Origin of the sequence: Streptomyces sp. NBC_00344 (assembly GCF_036088315.1) — a bacterium.
Taxonomy (GTDB): Bacteria; Actinomycetota; Actinomycetes; order Streptomycetales; family Streptomycetaceae; genus Streptomyces.
Map to the genome: position 1 here is coordinate 3,895,593 of NZ_CP107996.1, position 26,731 is coordinate 3,922,323.

The following is a 26,731-nucleotide window of genomic DNA, read 5'->3' on the forward strand; positions in this document are numbered from 1 at the left end:
CCCCCGAGTGCACAGACGTGCACGGTCATCGTGTGGTGCTGGTCACATTCAACCCCGGTGCGCAACTGTCTGATTCATGAACCGCGAAACTTCCCCATCCTGGGTTCCGGCCTCCGGGCATGCACTGCGACATGCCGGTATTCACTTCGACGCCGTACGGATCGAGGGCTTCCTGGGCGAACAAGTGGCCTACGAGATCATGCAGTTCACGGACTTCAGGGCCGGGCCGATCGTGCGTGAGGAGACCGGCGCGCGGAACACGTACTTCCTGTTGCCGCCGCAAACCGCCGCCGCGTACCGCTGGCCCGCCGGGGCGCGGGCACTCGGCCGTGGAGGAGGCTGTGCGGCGTACGTGGGAGTGCCGGCGCTGGACGGGGCGACCTGGCCGCTGGCGTGGCAGTCGCCGCCCACGGGCGAAGTTCCGTTCGTCGATGCCGGCTTACTGCATGAAATGGTCGGACGTGCCCTCGATGCGGTGCGGTGAACGCGTCATCGTTTCCCGTGGAAGGGCAACCGTCACCGGAGGTGTCAGAGGCTTCCGCCCGCGTGTGCAGGGCTGCCGGACCGCGAGTGACGGGATCGGGCTGCCGGGGGCCAGGGCTGCGACGGCGGCCTCAGCCGGAGATCAGCGCCTCCGGAGCGGCCTCGGGTGCCGTCTGCCGGTACGCTGCCCCCACTCCCCACGCCCGGTACATCGCGTCGGCGAGGGCACCCGCCAGCTTGTGCTCGCCGCTCGCGTTCGGGTGGGTGCCGTCGTAGGTGTCCGTGTGGATGTCGTAGGACTCGGGTGGTGAGGCCAGGAGCAGTGGGGACACCGGCCGGTCCAGGTCCGCGACCGCCTCCGCGAGGAAGGCGTTGAAGCGGTCGACCTCCGCCGCGAACGGTGCGTCCGTCTCGGCCCTGACGTTCGGGATCACCGGGAGGATCACTGCGCGGATGTGCGGGTTCGCCTTCCGCGCCTCGTCGATGAACCGGCGGGCGTTGCGGGCGGTCTCCTGCGCGTCGGTGTAGAAGCCGAGGTCTATCAGGCCCAGCGAGATCAGCAGCACATCGGCGGGATGGTCGGCCAGCGCCTCACGTATCAGCGGGGCCATGTGCTGCCAGCCCTTGCCCCAGCCGGCGAGATGGCGGCGGGCGTCGGCGGGGAAAGCGGGGTCGGCATAGGCCGTACTCGCCTCGTGGAGCTCCACGCTCGGGCCGACGAACTCGCAGCCGTCACCCAGGTGCTGCCACATGCGGTAGCGCCAGGTGTAATCGCCGGCGCGGCCTATGGTCATGGAGTCACCGACGAACATCATCCTCAGACGCATCCGGTCATCATCGCCGATGGCGAAAGGGTGGCAATCTTGGGGTCATGCGTTCGCTTCCGTACGTCGCCGGGGCCGCGGCCTCTGTCCTTTTCGCCATGGTTCCCGCCGTCCCCGCCGCCGCCGACGACGGCGGGTTCACCCTCAGGGACCCACGCATCACGGAGTCCAGCGGTCTGGCCGCGAGCCGGCTGCACCCGGGGATCTACTGGACGCACAACGACAGCAGCGACGGCCCGTACGTCTACGCCGTCGACTCGAGGACCGGCGAGACGGTGGCGAGGGTGACCATGCGCGGGGTCGGGGCGCCGCGTGATGTCGAGGCGATCTCGATCGGGCCCGACGGGGACATCTATGTCGGGGACATCGGGGACAACCTCGACGGCGCCTGGGACCACGTCTGGATCTACCGTTTCCCGGAGCCCAAGCAGCTGAAGGACGCGACGGTCCGGGCCACCCAGTACACCGTGAAGTACGCCGACGGCGCGCGGAACGCCGAGGCGCTGATGGTCCAGCCGAAGACCGGGCGGGTCTACATCGCGTCGAAGAACGAGGACAAGGGCGGCGGCCTGTACGTGGGGCCCGGGAAGCTCTCGGCGGCGAAGACCAATGTCTTCCGGCGGATCGGCCACGTGCCGTGGGTGACCGACGGGGCGTTCTCGCCGGACGGCAAGCAGCTGACGGTGCGTGGCTACCTGGGGGCATGGACGTACGCCTGGAAGCCGGGCGGCGACGGCGGGCTCGGCGCCGTGCACGAGCTGAGTGTGCCGTTCCAGGGCCAGGCCGAGTCGGTGACCTACACCCCCGACGGGTCGGCGCTGATGATGGGCTCGGAGGGGGCGCAGAGCCGAGTGGAGCGGTTCGCGGTGGAAAAGCCGAAGGGGCCGCGAGGGGGGTCCGGGACGTCGCCCCAGGGCGCCGGTTCCGCGGACGGCGGAGACGGATCGGGGCTCTCCCCGACCGCATGGGGCGTGGCGGTCTTCGGTGGCCTGTTCGTGCTGTTCCTGGCGGTGCGGAAACTGTTCCGGCGCCGCTGAGCCGGCCGTCAGGTGTCGAGGGCGCGGACTTCGTAGTGCAGGGTCCGCTCGCGCTTCAGCCGATGGGCGAACGGCACCAGGGCGCCGTGCACGATCGGGTACTTACGGGCGATGACCTGCGCGGCGTGGGTGTTCTCCGCGCTGCCCGGGTCGAGCAGCCGCACGCGTGCCCTGACGACGGGACCGGTCCGCTTGCCGCGCATCGTGGATGGCGCGATCTCCACCTCGGGGAAGTTCCGCATCCGCTTGACCTTCCAGGCGGATGAGTACGTACGGATGTAGGCGTGGTCGCCCTCGACGGCGATGGAGACCGGTGTGCCGACGGTCGTGCCGTCGCGTTTGCGGGTGGTGAGCAGGATGGCCTTCTGCTTGGCGAGCGGGGCGAGTGGGCCGGTCGCCGGGCTGGGCGGTGATGGGGTCATGCCTCCATGGATGCACGGTCTCCGCGCCGTGTCACCCCGTGGCGGGCGTCCAGTGGGTCGGCCGGGTGTGAACGGGCCGAGCGGGCCCGGTGCAACGCCCGGTCCTTTCAGCCTTAGGCGGGGGTCCTGGTGCCCGCAAGCAGGAGCGCCGCGACGTCGAGAGTGACCTCGGCACCGATGGAGGCCGGGAGCGGTGCCAGGGTCGGCGGCTCGCCGTCACAGGGGTGCTCGACTGCTGCGGCAGCCATGAGGGCCTCCTGAGGGATGCTCTCAGAGCATCGTGGTGGGGTGGGCAGGCCCGGCATGCCGGGAGCGCTCGTGACCGTCCGTCCGGGTGAACGACGGACATCCGTGCAGTACGTCAGGACGCTACGGTGCCCAGTGCCCCGGTCTGGTCAGCGACGGGGGCAGTGTGGTCGCGGTGTCGCCCCTGGCGGCGTTCAGCTGGGGCTGGGTGAGGAAGAAGCTGCCGGTGAGGTCGGCGCCGCTGAGGTTCGTGTCGCGCAGGTCGGCGCCTATCAGGTCGGCCAGCCGCAGGTCCGCGCCGGTGAGGTCGGCCGCTATCAGATAGGCCCCGCGGAGGTTGGCGCCCCTGAGGTCGGCGCCACGCAGCCGGGCACCCATCAGGTCGGCGCCCCGTCGGTTCTTCTTCTTGCCGCCGGCCTGGGCGCGCACGAGTTCGCTGGTGCGCAGCAGCAGGGTGTTGGCCTCCGCGCGGTGCGCTCCGACGTCCAGTGCGGTGAGCGCATCGGGGGTGCCGTGCGTGAGGGCCTCGATGGTGCCGGCGAGCCGGCGCAGATCGGTGTGGACGGGGCGGGCCGGGGCCAGGGTGAGCGCTTCGGCCAGATACCAGAGCAGTTCATGGAGCTGCCGTACGACCGGAAACGTGTCGAACATCTGCCGGGCGGTCCCGGGATCCCGCCGCCAGTCCCGTCCGCCGAAGACGACCTGGGAGACGTGCTGGCCCGCGCCGAAGCAGTCGTACACCGTGCAGCCCTGGAAGCCCTCGTCCCTGAGGCGGCTGTGGATGCCGCAGCGGAAGTCGGTGCGCAGATTGGTGCAGGCCCGGCCGGCCGGCTTGTCGACCGCGAAGTCGGCGGAGGCGGCGAAGGGAAGCGCGACACAGCAGAGCCCGAAGCAGTTCGCACAGTCGCCTCGCAGGGTGAGCGGCGTGAGCTCTTCGGGCACGGGGGCGAGTCCTTCTGACGGGTGGTCGGCTGACGGGGGCGGGCGGCTCCGGAGGGTTCACTTTACGGCCGCCCCCGCACGCCGTTACGGCCGCGCGCCCGGCCGGCCGGAACGGCCGTGCGGCGGCCGGCCGCCGCTGCGTAGTCTCGCCCCCATGCCGCCTCCGAGACCCGGCCCCCCGGCCTTCTCCACCGAACGGCTCGACCTGCTGCCGCTGCGCGCCGCGTACGCGGACGAGATGGCCGATGTGCTGTCCGACCCGGCCCTGCACAGCTTCATCGGCGGCCGGCCCGAAGCCGTGGACGGCCTGCGCGCCCGGTACGCCCGGCAGCTCGCGGGCTCGTCCGATCCCGCGGTGACCTGGTGGAACTGGGTGATCCGGCTGCGCGCCGACGAGTGCCTGACGGGGACGGTGCAGGCCACGGTCGGGCGGGGTGTCGCGGAGCTCGCCTGGGTGGTGGGCACTGCGTGGCAGGGGCGGGGGATCGCCAGGGAGGCCGCGGCAGGGCTGGTGGCGCGGCTCGCCGCCGAGCCCGATGTGCATACGGTCGTCGCGCACATCCACCCGGATCACTCGGCGTCCGCCGCCGTCGCCCGTGCGGTGGGTCTCGTGCCGACGGGGGAGCGGCGGGACGGCGAGGTGCGGTGGTGCGCTCCGGCTGGGGTGACCTGAGGGTACCGACGGGGTGCACAAGCGTTTACCCTGGGGTGAACGCTTGTGCACCCCTGAGGAAGGACCGACGGAGAGCGATGCCCCCGGAGATACCCGAGCCCGCCCGGCCCGCCGGACCCGCGGGCTCCGCCGAAGAGGTCGAAGAGGCCCCGCACCCTCGTCTCGTCGTCGGGGTGCTCGCCTTCTGCGGCGTCGTGGTCGCCGTGATGCAGACGCTCGTCGTGCCGCTGCTGCCGCACGTTCCCGCGCTCACCGGCTGCACGCCCTCCGCAGCCAGCTGGCTGGTCACCGTGACGCTGCTGACCGGGGCCGTGGCCACACCGGTGCTCGGGCGGGTCGGGGACATGTACGGGAAGCGGCGGGTCCTGGTCGCCGCGCTCGGGGTGCTCGTCGTCGGGTCCGCGCTCTGCGCGGTCAGCTCGCACATCGGGGTACTGATCGTCGGGCGCGCCCTCCAGGGCGCCGCGATCGCCGTCGTACCGCTCGGGATCAGCATCATGCGGGACGAGCTGCCGCCCGCTCGGGTGCTGTCGTCCGTCGCGCTGATGAGTTCGACGATGGGCATCGGCGCGGCCGTGGGTCTGCCGGTCGCCGCGCTGGTCGTCGAACACTCCGACTGGCACACGATGTTCTGGGCGTCGGCCGGGCTCGGGCTGCTGGACATCGTGCTGGTGATGCTCGTCGTTCCGGAGTCGCCGCTGCGCACCCGCGGCCGTTTCGACGCGGTGGGGGCCGTCGGGCTGAGCGCCGCGCTGGTCTGTCTGCTGCTCGCCACCACGCAGGGCGGTGGATGGGGATGGGGGTCCACCCGGGTCGTCGGGCTGTTCGCGGCGTCCGTGGTGATCGCGCTGGTGTGGGGCCGGTACGAGCTGCGCGTCTCCTCGCCGATGGTCGACCTGAGGGTCTCGGCACGGCCCTCGGTGCTGTTCGCCAATGTCGCCGCCCTGCTGATCGGGTTTGCCTTCTACGCCAACTCGCTGGCCACCGCGCAGATGGTGCAGGAGCCGAAGAGCACCGGATACGGGCTGGGGGCGTCCATCGTGGTCGGCGGGCTGTGTCTGCTGCCCGGCGGGCTCTCGATGGTGGCTCTGTCACCGGTGTCCGCGAGGATGTCCGCCGCCTACGGGCCCAAGGTGACGCTCGCGGTGGCATCGGTGGTCCTGGCCGTGGGCTATGTGGTGCGCTTCTACACCAGCCACAGCCTGTGGCTGATCATCGTGGGCGCCACTGTCGTGTCATCGGGCACGGCGCTCGCGTACTCCGCGCTTCCCTCGCTGGTCATGCGCGCGGTACCGGTGAGTGAGACCGCGGCGGCCAACGGGCTGAACACGCTGATGCGTTCGGTCGGCCAGGCCTTCTGCAGCGCGGTGGTCGCCGCCGTACTGGCGAACCTCACCTTCCGGGCCGGCGGCCGAACGGCGCCCACCCTGCACGCGTATCTGCTGGTCTTCCTCATCGCGGGCGGCGCCGCGCTCGCCGCGCTGGCCGTAACGCTCTGCCTTCCGGGCCGTTCGGTGGGGCCCGCCGGTAACGTCGGGGTCCGGGGACCGAGGGTGCCGGCTCAGGAGGGCGCATGACCGCACGCGGTACCGATACCGGCACGGCGGCTTCGCAGATCGCGCCGACGGGCCGGGACGCCATCCTGCTCGCCGCGCGGCGCGCCTTCACCCGGCGTCCGTACGCCGAGGTGACCATGCGCGGGATCGCCGCGGACGCAGGGGTCAGTGCCTCGCTGATCGTCAAACGGTTCGGGACCAAGGAGCAGCTGTTCCACACGGTCGCCGACTTCGGGGCGGCGGCCGACGAGCTCTTCGGCGCCCCGCTCGGTGGTCTCGGCAGGCACCTGGTGCTCACCCTCGTGCGCAGCAGAAGGGCCCAGCAGGCCGACCCGCTGCTGCGGGTGGTCTTCTCGCTGGGCATCGAGGACGAGCGCTCCCTGCTGAAGGAACGCTTCCGCGAGCAGGTCACCGCCCGGCTGGCCGCCCGGCTGCCCGGCGCGGAGCGCGAGCTGCGGGCGGAGCTGATCGCCGGGCAGCTGCTGGGACTCGGCGCGGCGCTCAGCCTGCACCGGCCGGGCGCGGGTGAGGACGCCACCCCCGAGCGGCTGGCCGATCTCTGCGCGCCGGCGCTGCAGCGGCTGATCGACGGCTGAGGGACAGGACGTGGGCCCGGCAGCTACAGCTCCCGGGCCCACACCGTACGAGCGGCAGTCGTGTCGTTACAGCTTCTCGATGACGTAGTCAATGCACGCGGTCAGCGCCTCGACGTCCTTCGGGTCCACCGCCGGGAACATGGCCACCCGCAGCTGGTTGCGGCCCAGCTTGCGGTAGGGATCGGTGTCCACGATGCCGTTGGCGCGCAGCACCTTGGCGACGGCCGTCGCGTCGATCTCGTCGGCGAAGTCGATGGTGCCGATGACCTGCGAGCGCTTCGCCGGGTCGGTGACGAACGGGGTGGCGTACTTCGAGTCCTCGGCCCAGCCGTACAGGGTGCGCGAGGAGGTCGCCGTACGGCCGACCGTGAAGTCGAGGCCGCCCTGGGTGTTCATCCAGTTCAGCTGCTCGTTCAGCAGGAACAGCGTGGCCAGGGCAGGCGTGTTGTACGTCTGGTTCTTGAGCGAGTTGTCGATCGCCGTGGGCAGCGAGAAGAACTCGGGGATGTGCCGGCCGGAGGCGTGGACGCGTGCCGTGCGCTCCAGGGCAGCCGGGGAGAAGATGCCGATCCACAGTCCGCCGTCGGATGCGAAGGACTTCTGCGGGGCGAAGTAGTAGACGTCGGTCTCGGTGATGTCGACCGGCAGGCCGCCCGCGCCCGATGTGGCGTCCACCAGGACGAGGGAGCCCTCGTCGGCGCCCGCGACCCGCTTGATGGGGGCCGCGACACCGGTCGATGTCTCGTTGTGCGTGAGGGCGTAGACGTCCACGCCCGCCTCGGCCTTCGGGTCCGGGTGGGTGCCCGGGTCGGAGGCGATGACGGTGGGGTCGGCCAGCCACGGGGCGAGCTTCGACGCCTTGGCGAACTTGGACGAGAACTCGCCGAAGTTGAGGTGCTGCGACTTGGACTCGATGAGCCCGTGCGTCGCGATGTCCCAGAAGGCGGTGGAGCCGCCGTTGCCCAGGATCACCTCGTAGCCATCGGGGAGCTGGAAGAGGTCGCGCACACCCGAGCGCACAGCGCCGACCAGGTTCTTGACCGGGGCCTGGCGGTGGGACGTACCCAGGAGTGAGGTGCCGGTGGCAGCGAGGGCGTCCAGCGCCTCCGTACGCACCTTGGAGGGGCCCGCGCCGAAACGGCCGTCGGCGGGCTTGATGTCAGCGGGAATCCGGATCTCAGCCACGAGCCGGAGCGTAGTCGGTTCCGGGCGGAAATGGACGACAGGTCCGCCGGGTGAGACGGGCGCTCCGACTCGTGAACGGGGCCGGCCCGTCAGCCGCCGAGCTTCACCGGCAGCTCGTAGAGGTCGTTCTGGGTGACGACGGGCTTGTTGCGCAGCTCCGTCGCCGGGACCGCGAGATGCAGTTCCGGGAAGCGGCCGAACAGGGCGGGCAGGGCGACACCGGCCTCCAGACGGGAGAGCGCCGCCCCCGGGCAGACGTGCGGTCCGTGTCCGAAGGAGATGTGCCGGTTGGGGGCCCGGGTGATGTCGAAGTCACCCGCGGTCGGACCGTGCGCCTGCTCGTCCCGGCCGATCGCACCGAACGAGACGATCAGGCCCTCGCCCTTGGGGAGGACGGTGTCGCCGACCTCGATGTCCTCGGCGGCGAACCGGATCAGTACGTGCGAGGTCGGGGTCGACCAGCGCAGTGTCTCCTCGATGACGTTCTCCCAGGGCACCTCGCCGCTCAGCACCATCCTGCGCTGCTCGGGGTGGGACTGGAGGGCGACCACCGCGTTGACGATCAGGCTGATGGTCGTCTCGTGGCCGGCGGCGATCATGAGCTGAAGGGTGTTGGTGATCTCCTCGGTGGTGAGGTGGTCACCGTCCTCGGACGCGGAGATCAGCGCGCTGGTCAGGTCGTCGCCCGGGTTCGCCCGTTTCGACTCGACGATCTTGGCGAAGAGCGCCCCGAGGTCCGCCATCATCTGCGGGACCTCCTCCGGCGGCGTCTGGGTGGAGAAGAACTTTTCGAAGAGGGTCTTCAGCCGGGGGTGGTCCGCGGCGTCCACCCCCATCAGCTCACTGACCACGCTCATCGGCAGCGGATAGGCGAACTCGGCCTTCAGGTCGACGGTCTCGCCCGCCGGTACCTCCGCCAGCCGGTCCAGCATCCCGGTGGTGAGCTTCTCGATGCCCGCGCGCAGCCGTTCCACCCGCCGTACGGTCAGCGCCTGCGCCACGAGGGTGCGCAGCCTGCGGTGCTCGGTGCCGTCCACCGTGAGCATGGAGCGGCCCGGATTGGCCAGACCGATCAGCGGCCAGTCCAGGGGGATCTCGCCGCGCTGCCAGGCGCCCCACGCGTTGATGTCCTTGACCAGCCGTGCGTCGGTGAGCAGCTGCCTGGCCGCCGCGTGGTGGGTCACCGCGTAGCAGGCCACCCCGCCCGGCAGGACGACGCGGGCCAGCGGGCCGGCCGCGCGCAGGGCGGCGCTCTCGGCGTCCAGGTCCTGGACGAGGGGGTCCAGGGCGATGGAGTCGTGGTCGACCGGGCAGGTCATGGATGCCTCCAAGGGCGGGGAAGGGCGTGCTGTGGCGCCTCGGGAGTCACAGCGCCGGAACCGGGGTGAAGGTGACGGGCAGCGTGGACAGCCCCCGCAGCCAGGGGGAGGGCCGCCTGGTGAGCGCGGACGCGTCGGTCGCGAGATCGACGTCGGGAAGACGGTCGAGGATGATCTCGATGCCGGTGCGGGCGATGACCTCGGCGATCTCCTGCGCCGGGAACGGGCAGCGGTGCTCGCCGTGACCGAAGGAGAAGAAGGCGTTGTTGCCGCCGGTCAGCGCGGAACCGTCGGTGCGCACCTGGGGGTCGGCGTTGGCGGCGGCGATACCGAGCAGCAGCATGTCGCCGGCCTGGATGTGCCGGCCGCCCAGCGTGGTGTCGCGGGAGGCCCAGCGGCCCGCGACGTTCTGGGTGGGAGTGTCCTCCCAGAGCACCTCGTTCATGGCCTCGGCGATACTGTGCCGGCCACCGGAGAGCGATGCGGCGAACCGGTCGTCGGTGAGCATCAGCCGCAGCGAGTTGCCGATCCAGTCGGCGGTGGGCTGATGGCCGGCCGCCATCATGACCATCAGATCCTGGGCGATCTCCTCCACGGTGAAGCCCGAGGGGTCGGCCAGCATGCGTGAGGCCACGTCGTCGGCGGGCTCCGCCTGCCGGTCGGTCAGCAGCCGGGCCATGGATTCCCCGAGGTGCTGCTGGCCCGCGAGAGCGTGCTCACGGCCGTCGATCATGTCGTTGAGGGCCTTGACGAGCGCCGGGCCCTCCTCGTCGGCGAAGCCGTAGACATGGGCGAGTACCCGGACCGGCAGCAGCATCGCGTACTGGCCGATGATTTCCGTCCGGCCCGTGCCGCAGAAGGAGTTGATCAGCTCGTCGGCGAACTGTTCGGTGATCCCGCGCAGTTCGAAGGGGTCGACCGCCTCGAGCGCGTTGCCGATCATCGTGGCGCGCTCACGGTGACGTTCGCCCACGGTGTAGAGGATCGAAGGCTGCTTCCGGCCGATCATCGGCAGCAGCGGCCAGTCGGCGGGAATGCGGTCCCACTGGTTCCACAGGTCCGAGTCGCGGCTGAAGAGCACCGGGTCGACGGTGACCTGGTGGAGCTCGCGGTAGTCGAGCACCAGCCAGGCCGGTACGTCGCCGTCGAGGAGTACCGGGGCCACCGGGCCGTGCGCGCCGCGCATCTCCCGGTACAGCTGGGTGGGTTCCGTCTGGAAGCGGGGGCCGCTCAGTGCGGTGGGCGGCGTTTCGGTGGTCATGTGGCGCTGGGCTCCCGGACGGATGGCGCGGACGACAGGGCGTGGAGGTGCTGGAGGAGCGTGATCAGGACGTACTTGCTCGACGTGCGGTCCCTGGCGTCGCAGTCGACCAGCGGGATGTCGGGGGAGAGATCCAGGGCGTCCCGCAGCTGTTCCTGGGTGTGCACCGGGCCGCCGAAGTCGTTGCAGGCGACGATGAAGGGTGTGCCGTGGTGCTCCAGGCGGTCGATCGCGTACCAGGAGTCGGCGAGCCTGCGGGTGTCGACCAGGACGACGGCGCCGAGGGTGCCGGAGAACAGCCGGTCCCACAGGAACCAGAAGCGCTCCTGGCCCGGTGCGCCGAAGAGGTAGAGGATGGTCCGCTCGTCGATGCTTATCCGGCCGAAGTCGAAGGCGACGGTGGTGGCGGTCTTGGCGTGGACGCCGTTGAGGTTGTCGACCGCGGCCCCCGCCTGCGTCATGGTCTCCTCGGTGTTCAGCGGACGGATCTCGCTGACCGAGCGGACCATGGTGGTCTTCCCTGCGCCGAAGCCACCGACGATGACGATCTTCAGACCGTTGTCGGCCGTGCCGGCCAGGGCGTTCTGGTTAGAGGTTGCGGAGTCCAACGAGCACCTGCTCCAGGATGTGAGGTTCGGGAAGGCGGTCGGCGCCGCGTGCGGTACGCGGATGGCGGGCGCTGATCCGGCCTGTGTCGAGCAGGTCGCAGAGCAGGATCCTGGTGATGGAGACGGGAAGACCGAGCCCCGCGGCGATCTCGACGACCGCCGTGGGGTGTTCGCACATCCGCAGGATCGCGGCGTGTTCCGACTGCATCCCCGGGGTCGGACCGCACTCGCCCACCACCAGGGTGACCAGGTCGAAGGCGGCGGCGTCGGACCTGCTGCGGCCACCGGTGACGGTGTAGAGGCGGTCCGGGTCGTCGTCCCGCCCCGGCCTGGGCCTGTTCGCGCCCGGGGGGTTCACGCTCGCGGCTCCGCACTCAGGTATTCGCCCAGCTGCTCGACCAGCTCACTCATGTTGTGTCCGATCAGGCCGACATCGGCCGACTCGTCGGCGATCACCGAGAGATGGGCGCCGTCACCCGCCTCGACGATGAAGAGCACCCCGCCGTAGAACTCGGCCATGGCGGTCCGTACGCCCCCGGTGCCGTCACCGAACTCCATGGAGGCGCCGTGCGAGAGGCTCTGGATGCCGGCCGAGATGGCGGCCAGCTGGTCGGCCTGGTCGACGGAGAGCCCGGGGGTGCGGCAGAGCTTGAGACCGTCCCGGGAGAGCACGAGGGCGTGGCGGGCGCCCGGTGTGCGCTCCAGGAGGCTCTCCAGCAGCCAGTTGAGCCTCTCGTCGGTGGTCGTGGTGCTCATGAGGTGCTGCCTTCCGGATCCGGGGATTCGCCACGTACGGCCTGGCGGAAGGTGCTGAACCTCGCGGCGGATGTCGTGGACGTGGTGGTGTTGCGAGGCTGGGGGGTGCTGCCGGGGATCGTCCCGGTGGGGTGTGCGGCTGCCATGGTCTGGCCGCGGCGCCGCTTGGGCAGTCCGCTGATGCCCAACTCAGCTGTGGAGTGGGCGGGTTCGGGCTCGGCGGCTGCTGTGGGGGTGTCCCCGGAGGCGGTCCGGCCGGCCGGCTCGGGCACCGGCAGGGAAGTGGGCGGCGCCGCCGGGGTGGGCGCAGGCTCCTGCACCCGCGGACGGCGGGTGATGAGCTCCTGCGGAAGCAGTACCAGGACCCCGGTGCCGCCGCGGGCGGACGGCCGGAAGGACACCGTGAGGCCGTGCTTACGGGCCAGCCGTCCCACCACGGCGAGTCCGAGCCGGGTTCCGGAGAGCCCGGCGAGGTCGATCTGCTGGGTGGTCTCCGATGTGACGGCGCGTTCGGCGCGCCGCAGCTGCACATCGCTCATCACCAGGCCGCTGTCCTCGATGGTGAGGATGATGCCGGCCGGGACCTCCTCGACGTACACATGCACTTCCGCGGTGGGCGGCGAGAAGTTGGCAGCGTTGTCAAGCAGCTCGGCGAGGCAGTGCATCACGCCTTCGGCGGCGTGGCCGGCGATGGCGATCTCGCTGGTGGAGTGCAGCCGGACGCGCTGGTAGCCGGCGATACGGCCCATCGCGCCGCGCAGGATCGACTCCATGACGATGGGCTTGGCCCAGCGGCGACCGGAGCGGGCGCCGGCGAGCACCGCGATGGAGTCGGCGAGGCGGCCCGCCTGCGCGGTGCGGTGATCGAGGTGGAGGAGATCGCCGAGCACGTCCTCGTCGGTGTGCCGGTGCTCCATCTCGCGCAGGTCGGCGAGCATCCCGGTGGCGAGTGCCTGCATACGGCCGGCCGCGTTGGCCGCGGCGGACATGGCCGCGGAGCGGACCGACTCCGCGCGGGCCGTACGGGCGGTGAGTTCGGCGCTCTTCTCGCGGAACTCGGCGGTGAGCTCGACGATCCTGTTGTCGCACCGGGCGGTCAGTTCGGCGGTCCTGGCCTCGTGGTCGGCGGTGAGCTCGGCGACCGTCGCGTGGCAGCGGTGGGTGAGCTCGGCCGACCGGGCGCCGAACTGCGCGGCTTCGGCGCTCATCCGGTCCACCCGGGTGCGGAGTGCCCCGGCGGTCCTGGTCGCGTGCACCGCGGTGGCGACGGCGGCGCTCAGCAGTACCGCGACCGCTGCGGAGCACCAGGCGAGTGGGGTGCGTATGTGGCCGGGGGCTGCGGCCACCGCCCATACGCAGAGCAGGCCCGAAGCGATCACGGAGATCAGCAGAGCCAGTGCGGTCGGGCGGAGCGTGGGGCGCTCTGTCATCTGGCGGAGTCCTCATGGACGGATGGGGGCAGGAGGGGGGATGGTAGGAGGGGTCGTAACCGGGGTGGGTGCGGCAAAACGGACCTGCGTCAAGCGTCGTGTTTCTGCTCAACGCCAGGCAACTATAGGAGGGTTGGTGATCACTTTGGGAAGTTATGGGTGTGGAATTTGTTGACTCCGGTACATATTTTGCACAGGGGCATGCTGGAACCATGGGTGAGCAGCGAGGCAGCACAGAGAGCGACAAGGGCCTGGAAGAGGCGCTGCGTCAGACGGTGCGCGGAGATGTCCGGTTCGGGACGACCGCCCGTGCGCTGATGACGATGGACGCCTCCAATTACCGCCGGGTCCCCCTCGGCGTGGTCGCGCCGAGAGACGCCGACGACGTCGCCGCGGTACTCGGCGTCTGCCGGGAACACGGGGTGCCTGTGGTGCCGCGCGGTGGCGGTACGTCCATCGCGGGACAAGCCACCGGGACCGGGGTCGTCCTCGACTTCACCCGCCATATGCGGTCGATTCTCGCGCTGGATCCGCAGGCCGGGACCGCGGTGGTGCAGCCCGGGGTGATCCTGGACGAGCTGCGGGCCGCGGCCGGCAGGCACGGACTGACCTTCGGCCCCGACCCCTCCACCCACAACCGCTGCACCGTCGGCGGCATGATCGGCAACAACTCCTGCGGCTCCCACTCGGTGGCCTGGGGCACCACCGCCGACAACGTCCACCGGCTGACGACGGTCGGATACCAGGGCGATGTCCATCACCTGGGCCAGGGCTGGGAGGGCGGAGCACCGGCCGGGCTGCGCGAACTGGTGGACGCCAACCTCGCCCTGCTGCGTACCGGCTACCCCGAGGGCCTGCCCCGCCGTATCTCCGGTTACGCGGTCGACGCGCTGCTCCCCGAGAACGGTGTGGACCTGGCCCGCGCCCACTGCGGCAGCGAGGGCACCCTGGGGGTGCTCACCGAGGCGACGGTACGGCTGGTGGAGGCGCCCGGGGCCCGCGCGCTCGCCGTGCTCGGTTACGCCCACGAGGGGGACGCGGCCGACGCGGCGGCCGGACTGCTGCCGTACGGTCCGCTCACCGTCGAGGGGATGGCCGCCGACCTGGTGCGCGAGCCGGCCGGGCTGCCGCGCGGCGGGGCCTGGCTGTTCGTGGAGACCGGTGGCGGCAGCCCGGCCGAGGCCCGCTCGCACGCGGAGCGGCTGGTGCGGGCGGCGGGCGCACTCGACGCCGTGGTCATCGACGACCCGGCGCAGCAGCGCACCCTCTGGCGGATCCGTGAGGACGCCAGCGGCACCGCCACCCGGATGCAGGACAGCGGGGGCGAGGCATGGCCCGGCTGGGAGGACTGCGCGGTGCCGCCCGCCCGCCTGGGCGCCTATCTCCGCGAGTTCCGGGCGCTGCTCGCCGCTCATGACCTGCACGGCACCCCGTACGGGCACTTCGGGGACGGCTGTATCCATGTGCGCATCGACTTCGACCTGCTGACCGGGCCCGGCATCGCGCGCTTCCGTACCTTCTCCGGGGAACTGGCCGCCCTGGTCGTCGCGCACGGCGGCTCGCTCTCCGGCGAACACGGTGACGGACAGGCCCGTGCCGAACTGCTGCCGACGATGTACGGGGACGAACTGGTCGCCCTCTTCGGCCGGTTCAAGGACATCTGGGATCCGGCCGGCGGTATGAACCCCGGCATGCTCGCCAGGCCCCACCGCATCGACGAGAACCTCCGCTTCGCGGTGCTGCCGAAGAAGCCGGTGGACGTGGAGTTCGGATACCCGCACGACAACGGTGACTTCCCGGCCGCCGTGCGCCGCTGTGTCGGCGTCGCCAAGTGCCGCACGGAGTCGGCATCGGGGGCCGATGTGATGTGTCCGTCCTTCCGCGCCACCGGCGACGAGCAGCACTCCACCCGGGGGCGCGCCCGGCTGCTGCACGAAATGCTCGCGGGTGAGATCGTCACCGGCGGCTGGCGTTCGGAAGAGGTACGCGACGCCCTCGATCTCTGCCTCTCCTGCAAGGGCTGCCGCAGCGACTGCCCGGTCGGCGTCGACATGGCCACCTACAAGGCGGAGTTCCTGCATCACCACTACCGGGGCAGGCTCCGCCCCGCTTCCCACTACGCCATGGGCGGGCTGCCGCGCTGGCTGCGCGCCGCCGCGCCGCACGCGCGCCTCGCCAATGCGCTGGCCCGGACCGGCCCGCTGGCCGCACTCGCCAAACGGGCCGCCGGGATCGCCCCCGAGCGGACCATCCCGGCGCTCGCCCCGCAGACCTTCCGCCGCTGGTTCGGCAGGCGCGTACAGCCGCCCGCCCGGGTCGTGCTGTGGCCCGACACCTTCACCGACCACCTCTCGCCCTCGGTCGGCCGGGCCGCCGTGCGGGTCATGGAGTCGGCGGGTCTCGGTGTCGCGCTGCCGCCCACCGGGGTGTGCTGCGGGCTCACCTATGTGTCGACCGGGCAGCTCGACCGGGCGCGCAAGGTGATGCGCCGCACCCTCGACCGGGTGGAACCGCTGCTGGACGCGGGTCTGCCGGTGGTCGTCCTCGAGCCGAGCTGCGCCGCGGCGCTCAAGACCGATCTGCCCGAACTGCTCGGTGACGACCCGCGTGCCGCCCGGCTCGCGGGCGCGGTGCGGACCTTCGCGCAGGCGCTGGAGGAGTACGCCCCCGACTGGCAGCCGCCGCGTATCGACCGTGCCGTGGCCGGCCAGACGCACTGCCATCAGCACGCGGTGCTCGGCGAAGCGGCCGAGCGAAGGCTGCGCGAAAAGGCCGGGCTGACCGGCGAGCTGAGCGGCGGCTGCTGCGGCCTGGCCGGGAACTTCGGCTTCGAGCGCGGCCACTACGACGTCTCGGTGGCCTGCGCCGAGGAACAGCTGCTGCCGTCGGTCCGGGCGGCCGGACCCGGGACCGAGGTACTGGCCGACGGCTTCTCCTGCCGTACTCAGCTGGAGCAGCTGGCGGGCCGCGAGGCCCGGCATCTGGCGGAGGTGCTGGCGGAGGGCCTGGAGGAACCCCCGGGGTAAGTGCGGAATCGGCCGCAGGCCCCTTACTGTGGAGGCCATGGATCCGATAGCCCCCGCCGACGCCAGGACACTCGACGCCGCCCGGACGACCGAGGCCGCCCCCGATCTCGCATCACCCGGGCTGCGGTCGCGTCTGGGGCCGCTCGGCCTGGTGCTGTCCGGGGGGATCTCGGTGCAGTTCGGGGCGGCGGTCGCGGTCCTGCTGATGCCGCGGGCCGGGGCGCTGGGGGTCGTCTCGCTGCGCCTCGCGTTCGCCGCCGTGGTGCTGCTCGTCGTCTGCCGGCCCCGGGTGCGCGGGCTGAACCGCGCCGACTGGGGCACCGTCCTGGTCTTCGGGGTCGCCATGGGCGGGATGAACGGCCTCTTCTACCAGGCGGTGGACCGTATCCCGCTGGGCGCCGCGGTGACCCTGGAGGTCCTCGGCCCGCTGGCCCTCTCGGTGATCGCCTCGCGCCGTCTGGTGAACGTGCTCTGGGCCGGTCTCGCGCTGTGCGGTGTGGTGCTGCTCAGCGGCGGCGGTTTCGGCGGTCTCGACCCGGTGGGGGTGGCCTTCGCGCTCGGCGCCGGCGGGATGTGGGCTGCCTACATCATCTTCAGCGCCAGGACCGGGGCGCGCTTTCCGCGTGCGGACGGTCTCGCGCTGGCGATGGTGGTCAGCGCACTGCTGATCCTTCCGATGGGTATCGCGGACGCCGGCTCCCGGCTGCTGGTGCCGAGCACCCTCGGTCTCGGCGCGGCCGTCGCCCTGCTGTCGTCCGTACTCCCGTACACGCTGGAACTGCTCGCCCTGCGCCGGCTGCCCGCGTCGACCTTCGCCGTACTGATGAGCCTGGAGCCCGCGATCGCGGCGACCGCCGGTTTCCTCGTACTCCACCAGGCCCTGTCCGCCGTCGACGCGCTGGCGATCGCGCTCGTCATCGTGGCGAGCATGGGGGCCGTACGGACGCAGGTCTCGGGGAAGTAGCCGGGGCGGCGGGGGCCGCTCGGACGCCACCTCCGGTGCTCCGGCGAGGGCGGACCAGCTGCGGTCGGGGAGCACCGGGGCGGGCGAGGCGGCGGCAGCGCCCCGGGAGGGGACGCCGGCGCGGTCCGCTCCGGGTCAGCCCACCGACAGCTGTCCGCTGGACGGCACCTTGTTCCTGACCTCCGCGCCCGCGCTCTTTCCCGCGTCCTTCACCGAGTTGATCACCTTGTCGAAGGTGCCCGCCGCAGCGCCGTCGCCCTTGCGCAGCTTGCCCGGCAGGCTCTTGAGCGATTCCACTCCGGCGGCGAGCGGCGCGACCGCCCTGGAGAGCAGGGGGTCCCCCTTGGCGTTCTTCAGTGCGGCCTTGAGCCTGTTGTACGCGAAGGCGCCGGCCAGCCCCGCTTTGATCACCGTAAAGGTCCTGCCGTTCGCGCCCTTCTTGAACTTGCCCTTCTTGTACGGCTTCACGATCCACTGGTAGGTCGCACCGGCCGCGAGGCCCGCGTTGGCGACGAAGCGCGTCTTGGCGAGCCTCTGCTTCTCGGCGGTGCCGGTCGGCGACGCCGCTGACGCGGACCCCGCACTCGACGCGCTGTCGCTGCCGCAGGCACCGGCCCCGGCCAGCAGTGCGCAGCACAGAACCACGGCAACAGCCGAGCGGCGGAGCGGGGCTGAGGTGAGCACGGCGGACCTCCGGGGGCCGGATCGGGCGGCGCGCGGTGGGCGATCCGCGTCCTACGGCAGCGTCACCCGGGCGCGCGGCCCGCGCGAGCCGGGACGGTCCGTGCGGGTTCGGCGGACCGGAGTCGTCCGCCCGGGTGAGAAGGGGGCAACGTCCGGCGTATTCCGGGCATTCCGGGACCGGATGGCGTAGACCGGGTCACGCGAAGGATCACGTGTGCGACATCCCCCGGGGGCGCGTGCAGGGGGCGCGCTCTGCCCGGCCGCGTCGACGGAGCGGGACCGTACAGGCCGCACAGCCCTCCGGGGACGGGCGCCATGAGCACAGAGGTGGATCTCATGACCAAGGAGCTGCAGGGCCGCACCGCAGTGGTGACCGGTGCGAGCAAAGGCATCGGCCTCGCCGTGACGCAGGCGCTCGCCGCGGCAGGGGCGCACGTCGTCGCCGGGTCGCGGACCGCGTCGGAGGGGCTCGAAGCCCTGGTCGCCGACGGGAACGCCAGCTGGGTGCCGGTGGATCTCACACGGCCGGAAGGCCCCGCCGCATTGATCGCGGCCGCCGGTGGGCGCATCGACATCCTGGTCAACAACGTGGGTTCCGCACCGGCTCGCCCGGGCGGGTTCCTCAGTGTCACCGAGGAACAGTGGCGCCGGACGATGGAGCTGAACCTGTTCGTCCCGGTGGCCGTGACGCGCGCCGTCCTGCCCCGGATGGTCGAGGCGGGGCGGGGCTGCGTCATCACGATCGGGTCGGTGAACGCGACACTGCCCGATCCGCTCGTTGTCGACTACAGCGCGGCCAAGGCGGCTCTGGTCAATTTCTCCAAAGCACTGTCCAAGGAGTTCGGACCGCAGGGCGTACGGATCAACTCGGTCAGTCCCGGGCCGGTGGAGACCGAACTGTGGCTCGGCGGGGGCGGCGTGGCCGCGACGGTGTCCGCCGCGTCGGAGCTCACCCCCGAGGAGGTGGCGGCGAAGGCCGCCGGTGCGACCGTCACCGGGCGGTTCTCGCACCCCTCCGAGGTCGCGGAGCTGGTGCTCTTTCTGGCCGGCGACCGCGCGCCGAACGTGATCGGCAGCAACGTCACGGTGGACGGTGGTTTCATCCCCACCTGGTGACTCCCCAACGGGTTCCGCAACCAGGAGGCGCGCGGGGACGGCACAGTGCATCGGCTTGCGGCTGCCCGGGGCGCGCGGCGGGAGCTTCTCGTTCCGGTGCCCGCCCTCCCGTGAAGGGCGAGAAAAAGATACAAGCATGCTTGATTGTTTCTCTGGACGCTGCCATGCTCCGGGGCACGAAGCCGTGTCCCGGAGGGAGCGCCCGTGTCCGATGCAGCTGCTGTGCTCGACGATCTGCGCAGCGAAGGCGATGAACTCGACCTGATGGTCGGCGGGTTGAGCGAGGCGGGGTGGGCGCGGCCCACCCCGGCCCCCGGCTGGACCGTCGCGCATCAGATCGCGCATCTCGCCTGGACGGACCGTGCGTCGCTGCTTGCCGTCACCGATCCCGAGGCGTTCGCCGGTGAGGTCGGGAAGGCGCTGGCGACCCCCGACACCTTTGTCGACGAGGGCGCGGAGGCGGGAGCCGGGCTGCCGGTACCGGAACTGCTCGACCGCTGGCGCGCCGGCCGGGAGGCGCTTGAGGGAGCGCTGCGGGCCGCCCCGCCCGGGGCGCGGTTCCCGTGGTACGGCCCGCCGATGAGCGTCGCTTCGACGGCGACCGGCCGGCTGATGGAGACCTGGGCGCACGGTCAGGACGTCGCGGACGCGCTGGGGGTGCGGCGCGAGCCGACCGCCCGGCTCCGGCACGTGGCACGGATCGGGGTGCGGGCCCGGGACTTCGCCTACTCGGTTCACGGTCTCCCGTCGCCCGGCGAGGAGTTCCGGGTCGAGCTGACCGCGCCGGACGGTGCGCTCTGGGAGTACGGACCGGCCGGCGCCGAGCAGCGGGTGACCGGGCCCGCCCTGGACTTCTGCCTGCTGGTGACCCAGCGCGCGCACCGGGACGACCTGGCACTGGATGCCGAGGGCCTCGATGCCGACCGGTGGCTCGGCATCGCCCAGGCCTTCGCGGGGCCGCCGGGCGCGGGGCGCACGCCGAAGGCGGAACCCCCGGGCGCCTCAGCAGCCCAGGTGACCCCGGAGGACCCCGCGGTCCCGGATGATCCCGACGGCTCGCACGGCGACGCGTGATGCTGCGTATCGGGAACGCGTCCGGTTTCTACGGGGACCGGTTCGACGCGATGAGGGAGATGCTCACCGGCGGGCCGCTCGATGTGCTCACCGGCGACTACCTGGCCGAGCTGACCATGCTCATCCTGGGCCGCGACCGGCTGAAGAACCCCGGGCTCGGCTACGCCAGGACGTTTCTGCGTCAGCTGGAGGAGAACCTCGGCGAGGCCAAGGACCGCGGGGTACGCATCGTCACCAATGCGGGCGGGCTCAACCCGGCAGGACTCGCCGCGGCGATAGGTGAGTTGAGCGACAAGGTGGGGGTCCCGGTGCGGATCGCCCATGTGGAGGGCGACGCGCTCCCGCTGCCCGGCGGGGCGCTGACCGCCAACGCCTATCTGGGCGGGGCCGGTATCGCCGAGTGCCTGCGTTCGGGGGCCGATGTGGTGGTGACCGGCCGGGTCACCGACGCGGCCCTGGTCACCGGGCCCGCGGCCTGGCACTTCGGGTGGGGCGAAGAGGATCTGGACCAGCTGGCCGGCGCGGTGGTCGCCGGGCACGTACTGGAGTGCGGCACCCAGGCGACCGGTGGCAACTACTCCTTCTTCGGTGAACACGATGTCCGCCGTCCCGGATTCCCGCTCGCCGAGATCGACGCCGACGGTTCGTGCGTCATCACGAAGCACGCGGGTACCGGGGGCGTGGTCGACCTGGGCACCGTCACCGCGCAGTTGCTGTACGAGACGGCCGGCGCCCGGTACGCGGGCCCCGACGTCACGGCGCGGCTCGACACCGTACGGCTGGAGCAGGCAGGCCCCGACCGGGTGCGGATATCCGGCGTGCGCGGTGAGGCGCCGCCGCCCACGCTCAAAGCCGGGGTGACCAGGGTCGGAGGATGGCGCAACGAGGTCGTGTTCGTGCTGACCGGACTCGACATCGAGGCGAAGGCGGAGCTCGTCCGGACGCAGGTCGAGGAGGCGTTCACCGCGGGACGGCCCGCACACGTGAGATGGGAACTGGCCAGGACCGACCGGGCCGACGCCCCCACCGAGGAGTGCGCGAGCGCACTGCTGAGGCTGGTGGTGCGGGACCCGGACGCGGAGGCGGTCGGGCGGGTGGTGAGCGGCGCGGCGATCGAGCTGGCGCTCGGCAGCTATCCCGGCTTCCATGTGACGGCCCCGCCCGGGAAGGGGGCGCCCTACGGGGTCTTCGACGCGGTGTTCGTCGACCGGGCCGATGTGGAACACGTGGCCGTACTGCCGGGCGGCGAAAGGGTGGCCGTGCCGTCGGCCGCGCGGACCCGGCCGCTGGAGCAGCCGGCCGGACCAGACCTTCCCCCACCGCCTTCCGGCGCGCCGGTCCGCCGGGCCGCGCTCGGCCGGGTCGCCGGGGCGCGCAGCGGGGACAAGGGAGGGGACGCCAACGTGGGGGTATGGACGCGGTCGGACGAGGCGTGGCGGTGGCTCGCGCACACGCTGACGGTGCGTCGCTTCCACGAACTGCTGCCCGAGACAGCCGGGTTGACGGTGACCCGGCACGTACTGCCGAACCTGCGGGCGCTGAACTTCGTCGTCGAGGGACTGCTGGGCGAAGGCGTGGCCGCGCAGGCCCGGTTCGACCCGCAGGCCAAGGCCCTGGGGGAGTGGCTGCGCTCCCGTGAACTGGACATACCGGAAGCCCTGTTGGCGGGGCAGAAGCAGGTGAACCGATGACCACGCTGCCCACCGCGCTGGACCCCGCGTCCGCCGAACACACCGACCATCGCGAGGCGATGCTCGCCAAGCTGACCGCGCTGGACGCCGAGCACACCAGGGCCCTCGCCGGTGGCGGCGAGAAATACGTCACCCGCCACCACAAGCGCGGAAAGCTGCTGGCCCGTGAGCGCATCGAGCTGCTCATCGACCAGGACACACCCTTCCTCGAACTCTCCCCGCTCGCCGCCTGGGGCAGCGACTACCCGCTGGGCGCCTCGCTGGTCACCGGTATCGGCACCGTGGAGGGGGTCGAGTGCCTGATCACCGCCAACGACCCCACCGTCCGCGGCGGTGCCAGCAACCCCTGGACCCTCAAGAAGGCGCTCAGGGCCAACGAGATCGCGTACGCGAACCGGCTGCCCACCATCAGTCTGGTGGAGTCCGGTGGCGCGGACCTGCCCTCGCAGAAGGAGATATTCATCCCGGGCGGCGCGCTCTTCCGCGACCTCACCCGGCTCTCCGCTGCCGGTATCCCCACCGTCGCCGTCGTCTTCGGCAACTCCACGGCGGGCGGCGCCTATGTGCCGGGCATGTCCGACCACGTGATCATGATCAAGGAGCGTTCCAAGGTCTTCCTCGGCGGTCCGCCGCTGGTCAAGATGGCCACCGGCGAGGAGTCCGACGACGAGTCGCTCGGCGGGGCCGAGATGCACGCACGGGTCTCCGGTCTCGCGGACTACTTCGCCCACGACGAGCCGGACGCGCTGCGCCGGGCCCGCAGGGTCGTCGCCCGCCTCAACTGGCGCAAGGCGCGGCCGGGTCCTGCGGGGCCGGTGGCTCCCCCGAAGTACGACGAGGAGGAACTGCTCGGCATCGTGCCGGACGATCTGAAGACTCCGTTCGATCCCCGTGAGGTGATCGCCAGGATCACCGACGCGTCCGACTTCGACGAGTTCAAGCCGCTGTACGGGCCGAGCCTGGTCACCGGCTGGGCCGAACTGCACGGATACCCCGTCGGCATCCTCGCCAACGCCCAGGGTGTGCTCTTCTCCGCGGAGTCCCAGAAGGCCGCCCAGTTCATCCAGCTGGCCAACCAGCGGGACATCCCGCTGCTCTTCCTGCACAACACCACCGGCTACATGGTCGGCAAGGAGTACGAACAGGGCGGCATCATCAAACACGGCGCGATGATGATCAACGCGGTGTCCAACTCGAAGGTCCCGCACCTCTCGGTGCTGATGGGAGCCTCCTACGGGGCGGGTCACTACGGCATGTGCGGCCGCGCCTACGACCCGCGTTTCCTCTTCGCCTGGCCCAGCGCCAAATCGGCGGTGATGGGGCCGCAACAGCTCGCCGGGGTCCTCTCGATCGTCGCGCGTGCCTCGGCGCAGGCCAAGGGGCAGCCGTACGACGACGAGTCCGACGCGGCGCTGCGCGCCATGGTGGAGCAGCAGATCGAGGCGGAATCCCTGCCGATGTTCCTTTCCGGGCGGCTGTACGACGACGGGGTCATCGACCCACGCGACACCAGGACGGTCCTCGGGCTGTGCCTGTCCGCCATCCACAACGCACCGGTCGAGGGCGCCCGCGGCGGCTTCGGCATCTTCCGGATGTGAGGCGCAGATGACCGACACACTCCTTGTCGCCAACCGTGGCGAGATCGCCTGCCGCATCTTCCGCACCTGCCGCGAGCTGGGCATCAGCACCGTCGCCGTGTACTCGGACGCGGATGCCGGAGCGCTGCACGTACGGGAGGCGGACCGCGCGGTGCGGCTGCCGGGCAGCGCCCCGGCCGACACCTATCTGCGGGGCGATCTCATCGTCGCCGCCGCCCGTACGGCGGGCGCCGACGCCGTCCACCCCGGCTATGGCTTCCTCTCGGAGAACGCGGACTTCGCCCGGGCGGTCACCGGGGCGGGGCTGACCTGGATCGGGCCGTCCGCCGATGCCATCGAGGCGATGGCTTCCAAGACGCGCGCCAAGAAGCTCATGGCCGACGCGGGAGTACCGCTGCTGGCTCCCGTCGGCCTCGCGATCGTGACCGCGGATGATCTGCCGCTGCTGCTCAAGGCCGCATCCGGCGGAGGCGGCCGCGGCATGCGGGTGGTCCGTGAGCTGGGCGCCCTGGAGGGCGAGCTGGAGGCGGCGGTCGCCGAGGCGCGGGCCGCCTTCGGTGACGGTGAGGTCTTCGCTGAGCCGTACGTGGAGCGCGGCCGGCATGTCGAGGTGCAGATCATGGCGGACGCGCACGGCACCGTATGGGCGCTGGGCACTCGTGACTGCTCGCTCCAGCGCAGGCACCAGAAGGTCATCGAGGAGGCCCCCGCTCCCGGTCTGTCCGATGCCCTTCGCCGGACCCTGGCCGAAGCGGCCGTCGTCGCGGCGCGTGCGGTGGACTACCGCGGCGCGGGCACGGTGGAGTTCCTGGTCACCGAGGACGGCGAGCACGCGTACTTCCTGGAGATGAACACCCGCCTCCAGGTGGAACACCCGGTGACCGAGGCGGTGTTCGGTGTCGACCTGGTCGCGCTGCAGATCCGGACCGCGCAGGGGGAACCGCTCCCGGCCGCCGCACCCGAGCCGCACGGCCATGCCGTCGAGGCCCGGCTGTACGCGGAGAACCCGGCCCGGGACTGGGCGCCGCAGACCGGCGTACTGCACCGGCTCGGTGTACCCGGAGTGCGCCTCGACTCCGGCTACGCGGACGGCGACAGCGTCGGGATGCACTACGACCCGATGCTCGCCAAGGCCGTCGCCCACGCCCCCACCCGTACCGAGGCCGTCCGCAAGCTCGCCCATGCGCTGAGCCGGGCCCGTATCCACGGCCCGGCCACCAACCGGGATCTGCTCGTACGGTCACTGCGCCACCCGGACTTCGCGGCGGCCCGGATCGACACCGGTTTCTACGACCGTCATCTGGCGGACCTCACCGTCCCGGACCCCGAACCGCTCGCCGCCCTCGCGGCGGCGCTCGCCGACGCGGCGGGGGCGCGGATCGGCGGCTGGCGCAACCTACCGTCGCAGCCGCAGGTGAAGCGCTACCGCTCGGAGCCGGACGGCGCCGAGTACGAGATCCGCTACCGCCTCACCCGTGGCGGGCTCGTCGCCGACGACTTCCCCGGCGTCCGGCTGCACTCCGCGGCGCCGGGCCGGGTCGGACTCGAGGACGGTGGCGTGCTCCGCCACTTCGACGTCGAGGTGGCCGGCGACCGGGTCCATGTCGGCCGGCACACGCTCACCCGGCTGCCCCGCTTCCCCGACCCCGCCACCCGCACCGTGCCCGGATCGCTGCTCGCCCCCATGCCGGGAACGGTGGTGAGGGTCGCGGGGATCGCGGTGGGCGGCCATGTCGAAGCGGGCACGCCGCTGATCTGGCTGGAGGCCATGAAGATGGAGCACCGGATCACCGCTCCCGCCTCGGGCACCCTCACCGCACTGCACGCCGCCCCCGGCCGGCAGGTCGAGGTCGGTGCACTGCTCGCCGTCGTGCGGGACGACGCGGAGCGGGACGACGAGAAGCAGGACGAGCCCGCGTAAGCAGAACCCGCGTACGCAGAGCCCGTGCGATCCGATGACGTGCAGGACGGACCCGCGCAAGCCGAAGCCATGCAATCCGAAGCCGTGCAGGACGTACAGGAGGAACAGCCCGTATGAGCCACGCCATGAGCACCGTCCTCGAAACAGATGAGCACCAGGCACTGCGCGCCGCCGTCGGCGCACTCGGCAGGCGTCATGCCGGCGCCACCCACCGCGACTACGACCGTCAGGCGCTCTGGGCGGACGCCGCCAAGCTCGGCTATCTCGGCGTCAGTCTCCCCGAGGAGTACGGCGGAGGTGGCGGCGGAATAGCCGAACTGTCCATCGTGCTGGAGGAGTTGGGTACGGCAGGGTGTCCGCCGTTGATGATGATCGTCTCGCCTGCCATCTGCGGCACGGTCATCGCCCGCTTCGGTACCGAGGCACAGAAACAGCGCTGGCTCCCCGGCCTCGCGGACGGCACGCTCACCCTGGCCTTCGGCATCACCGAGCCGGACGCGGGATCCAACTCCCACCGCATCACCACCACCGCCCGGCGTGACGGCGACGACTGGCTGCTCACCGGCCGGAAGGTCTTTGTCTCGGGGGTGGACATCGCCGACGCGACCCTGATCGTCGGCCGGACCGAGGACGCGCGGACCGGGCGGCTCAAGCCCTGCCTCTTCCTGGTGCCACGCGACACCCCCGGTTTCGTGCGCAACCGGATCGACATGGAACTCCAGGCCCCGGAAAAGCAGTTCGAGCTGGTCCTGGACGATGTACGGCTGCCGGCCGACGCCCTGATCGGCGACGAGGACGCCGGCCTGCTCCAGCTCTTCGCCGGGCTCAACCCCGAACGCATCATGACCGCGGCGTTCGCGATCGGCATGGGCCGGTACGCGCTGGCGAAGGCCGTCGACTACGCGAAGACCCGGCAGGTGTGGAAGGAGCCCATCGGCTCCCACCAGGCCCTCGCGCACCCCCTGGCCCAGTCCTACATCGAGCTGGAACTGGCCAGGCTGATGATGCAGAAGGCGGCGGCCCTCTACGACGCGGGCGACGACATGGGGGCGGGCGAGGCCGCCAACATGGCCAAGTACGCCGCGGCCGAGGCCTGTGTGAAGGCAGTGGACCAGTCCGTGCACACCCTCGGCGGCAACGGCCTCACCCGTGAGTACGGGCTGGCCTCCCTGATCACCGCTTCGCGGGTGTCCCGTATCGCGCCGGTGAGCCGGGAGATGATTCTCAACTTCGTTTCCCACCAGTCCCTGGGTCTCCCCAAGTCGTACTGACAGGGGCGATTCTGGCCCTCCACAGCGACACTCAGCGCTTCGAAGCCG

General features: G+C 71.5%; 25 protein-coding genes. 13 read left to right on the forward strand and 12 right to left on the reverse strand.

The window, feature by feature from the left end; all coding sequences use genetic code 11:
- Window positions 1–76: 76 nt before the first annotated feature.
- Complete coding sequence (locus OHS16_RS17610) at window positions 77–484, forward strand: hypothetical protein (RefSeq protein WP_328538159.1); 408 nt, start codon at window positions 77–79, stop codon at window positions 482–484.
- A 130-nt stretch (window positions 485–614) separates the two neighbouring features.
- On the opposite strand, the gene OHS16_RS17615 is transcribed toward OHS16_RS17610, so the two are convergent.
- Entirely contained in the window at window positions 615–1,304 is a 690-nt protein-coding gene (locus OHS16_RS17615) for a GDSL-type esterase/lipase family protein (protein ID WP_328540885.1), read from the reverse strand.
- Between the two features lie 50 nt (window positions 1,305–1,354).
- Between OHS16_RS17615 and OHS16_RS17620 the strand changes: the two genes are divergently transcribed.
- Complete coding sequence (locus OHS16_RS17620) at window positions 1,355–2,344, forward strand: WD40 repeat domain-containing protein (protein ID WP_328538160.1); 990 nt, start codon at window positions 1,355–1,357, stop codon at window positions 2,342–2,344.
- A gap of 8 nt (window positions 2,345–2,352) precedes the next feature.
- Here OHS16_RS17620 and OHS16_RS17625 read toward each other — a convergent pair whose 3' ends face one another.
- From OHS16_RS17625 to OHS16_RS17635, 3 genes are all read right to left on the reverse strand, one after another.
- Entirely contained in the window at window positions 2,353–2,766 is a 414-nt protein-coding gene (locus tag OHS16_RS17625) for a PPOX class F420-dependent oxidoreductase (protein WP_328538161.1), read from the reverse strand.
- 113 nt (window positions 2,767–2,879) lie between these two features.
- Window positions 2,880–3,014, reverse strand: a complete 135-nt coding sequence (locus OHS16_RS17630) for a hypothetical protein (protein WP_328538162.1) — start codon at window positions 3,012–3,014, stop codon at window positions 2,880–2,882.
- 121 nt (window positions 3,015–3,135) lie between these two features.
- A complete protein-coding gene (locus OHS16_RS17635; protein ID WP_328538163.1) occupies window positions 3,136–3,954 on the reverse strand; it encodes a pentapeptide repeat-containing protein in 819 nt (272 codons plus the stop codon).
- Between the two features lie 154 nt (window positions 3,955–4,108).
- Between OHS16_RS17635 and OHS16_RS17640 the strand changes: the two genes are divergently transcribed.
- The 3 genes from OHS16_RS17640 to OHS16_RS17650 all read left to right on the forward strand — a co-directional run bounded on the left by OHS16_RS17640 (window position 4,109) and on the right by OHS16_RS17650 (window position 6,779).
- The gene (locus OHS16_RS17640; RefSeq protein ID WP_328538164.1) at window positions 4,109–4,627 is read left to right on the forward strand and encodes a GNAT family N-acetyltransferase; all 519 of its coding nucleotides are present in this window, start codon (window positions 4,109–4,111) and stop codon (window positions 4,625–4,627) included.
- Between the two features lie 77 nt (window positions 4,628–4,704).
- The gene (locus tag OHS16_RS17645; RefSeq protein WP_328538165.1) at window positions 4,705–6,204 is read left to right on the forward strand and encodes an MFS transporter; all 1,500 of its coding nucleotides are present in this window, start codon (window positions 4,705–4,707) and stop codon (window positions 6,202–6,204) included.
- Window positions 6,201–6,779, forward strand: coding sequence for a TetR/AcrR family transcriptional regulator (locus OHS16_RS17650; protein WP_328538166.1), 579 nt, complete (start codon window positions 6,201–6,203; stop codon window positions 6,777–6,779). The genes OHS16_RS17645 and OHS16_RS17650 overlap by 4 nt, the downstream gene beginning before the upstream one ends.
- Window positions 6,780–6,845: 66 nt before the next feature.
- Here OHS16_RS17650 and serC read toward each other — a convergent pair whose 3' ends face one another.
- From serC to OHS16_RS17685, 7 genes are all read right to left on the reverse strand, one after another.
- A complete protein-coding gene (gene serC / locus OHS16_RS17655) occupies window positions 6,846–7,964 on the reverse strand; it encodes a phosphoserine transaminase (protein ID WP_328538167.1) in 1,119 nt (372 codons plus the stop codon).
- A gap of 89 nt (window positions 7,965–8,053) precedes the next feature.
- On the reverse strand, window positions 8,054–9,283 hold the full coding sequence (locus tag OHS16_RS17660; RefSeq protein ID WP_328538168.1) for a cytochrome P450 family protein: 1,230 nt from the start codon (window positions 9,281–9,283) through the stop codon (window positions 8,054–8,056).
- A gap of 46 nt (window positions 9,284–9,329) precedes the next feature.
- A complete protein-coding gene (locus OHS16_RS17665; protein ID WP_328538169.1) occupies window positions 9,330–10,544 on the reverse strand; it encodes a cytochrome P450 in 1,215 nt (404 codons plus the stop codon).
- The gene (locus tag OHS16_RS17670; RefSeq protein WP_328538170.1) at window positions 10,541–11,152 is read right to left on the reverse strand and encodes a GTP-binding protein; all 612 of its coding nucleotides are present in this window, start codon (window positions 11,150–11,152) and stop codon (window positions 10,541–10,543) included. Before OHS16_RS17670 ends, OHS16_RS17665 begins: the two co-directional genes overlap by 4 nt.
- Window positions 11,133–11,510, reverse strand: a complete 378-nt coding sequence (locus OHS16_RS17675) for a DUF742 domain-containing protein (RefSeq protein ID WP_328538171.1) — start codon at window positions 11,508–11,510, stop codon at window positions 11,133–11,135. The genes OHS16_RS17670 and OHS16_RS17675 overlap by 20 nt, the downstream gene beginning before the upstream one ends.
- Complete coding sequence (locus OHS16_RS17680) at window positions 11,507–11,908, reverse strand: roadblock/LC7 domain-containing protein (RefSeq protein WP_328538172.1); 402 nt, start codon at window positions 11,906–11,908, stop codon at window positions 11,507–11,509. The genes OHS16_RS17675 and OHS16_RS17680 overlap by 4 nt, the downstream gene beginning before the upstream one ends.
- Window positions 11,905–13,338 (reverse strand): sensor histidine kinase, encoded by a 1,434-nt coding sequence (locus OHS16_RS17685; protein ID WP_328538173.1) that lies wholly within the window; start codon window positions 13,336–13,338, stop codon window positions 11,905–11,907. The genes OHS16_RS17680 and OHS16_RS17685 overlap by 4 nt, the downstream gene beginning before the upstream one ends.
- Window positions 13,339–13,550: 212 nt before the next feature.
- Here OHS16_RS17685 and OHS16_RS17690 point away from each other — a divergent pair, with 212 nt between their 5' ends.
- Window positions 13,551–16,364 (forward strand): FAD-binding and (Fe-S)-binding domain-containing protein, encoded by a 2,814-nt coding sequence (locus OHS16_RS17690; protein ID WP_328538174.1) that lies wholly within the window; start codon window positions 13,551–13,553, stop codon window positions 16,362–16,364.
- 37 nt (window positions 16,365–16,401) lie between these two features.
- Window positions 16,402–17,328, forward strand: a complete 927-nt coding sequence (locus OHS16_RS17695; protein WP_328538175.1) for an EamA family transporter — start codon at window positions 16,402–16,404, stop codon at window positions 17,326–17,328.
- A gap of 135 nt (window positions 17,329–17,463) precedes the next feature.
- Here the strand turns inward: OHS16_RS17695 and OHS16_RS17700 are convergent, their stop codons facing one another.
- A complete protein-coding gene (locus tag OHS16_RS17700; protein ID WP_328538176.1) occupies window positions 17,464–18,012 on the reverse strand; it encodes a hypothetical protein in 549 nt (182 codons plus the stop codon).
- A 336-nt stretch (window positions 18,013–18,348) separates the two neighbouring features.
- On the opposite strand from OHS16_RS17700, the gene OHS16_RS17705 reads away from it, so the two are divergent.
- From OHS16_RS17705 to OHS16_RS17730, 6 genes are all read left to right on the forward strand, one after another.
- Window positions 18,349–19,128 (forward strand): SDR family NAD(P)-dependent oxidoreductase, encoded by a 780-nt coding sequence (locus OHS16_RS17705; protein WP_328540886.1) that lies wholly within the window; start codon window positions 18,349–18,351, stop codon window positions 19,126–19,128.
- Between the two features lie 204 nt (window positions 19,129–19,332).
- Complete coding sequence (locus tag OHS16_RS17710; RefSeq protein WP_328538177.1) at window positions 19,333–20,202, forward strand: TIGR03084 family metal-binding protein; 870 nt, start codon at window positions 19,333–19,335, stop codon at window positions 20,200–20,202.
- The gene (locus OHS16_RS17715) at window positions 20,202–21,893 is read left to right on the forward strand and encodes an acyclic terpene utilization AtuA family protein (RefSeq protein WP_328538178.1); all 1,692 of its coding nucleotides are present in this window, start codon (window positions 20,202–20,204) and stop codon (window positions 21,891–21,893) included. The genes OHS16_RS17710 and OHS16_RS17715 overlap by 1 nt, the downstream gene beginning before the upstream one ends.
- Window positions 21,890–23,491 (forward strand): acyl-CoA carboxylase subunit beta, encoded by a 1,602-nt coding sequence (locus OHS16_RS17720; RefSeq protein ID WP_328538179.1) that lies wholly within the window; start codon window positions 21,890–21,892, stop codon window positions 23,489–23,491. Before OHS16_RS17715 ends, OHS16_RS17720 begins: the two co-directional genes overlap by 4 nt.
- Window positions 23,492–23,498: 7 nt before the next feature.
- Window positions 23,499–25,412, forward strand: coding sequence for an acetyl/propionyl/methylcrotonyl-CoA carboxylase subunit alpha (locus OHS16_RS17725; protein WP_328538180.1), 1,914 nt, complete (start codon window positions 23,499–23,501; stop codon window positions 25,410–25,412).
- Between the two features lie 125 nt (window positions 25,413–25,537).
- On the forward strand, window positions 25,538–26,683 hold the full coding sequence (locus OHS16_RS17730) for an acyl-CoA dehydrogenase family protein (RefSeq protein ID WP_443042775.1): 1,146 nt from the start codon (window positions 25,538–25,540) through the stop codon (window positions 26,681–26,683).
- Window positions 26,684–26,731 lie beyond the last annotated feature (48 nt).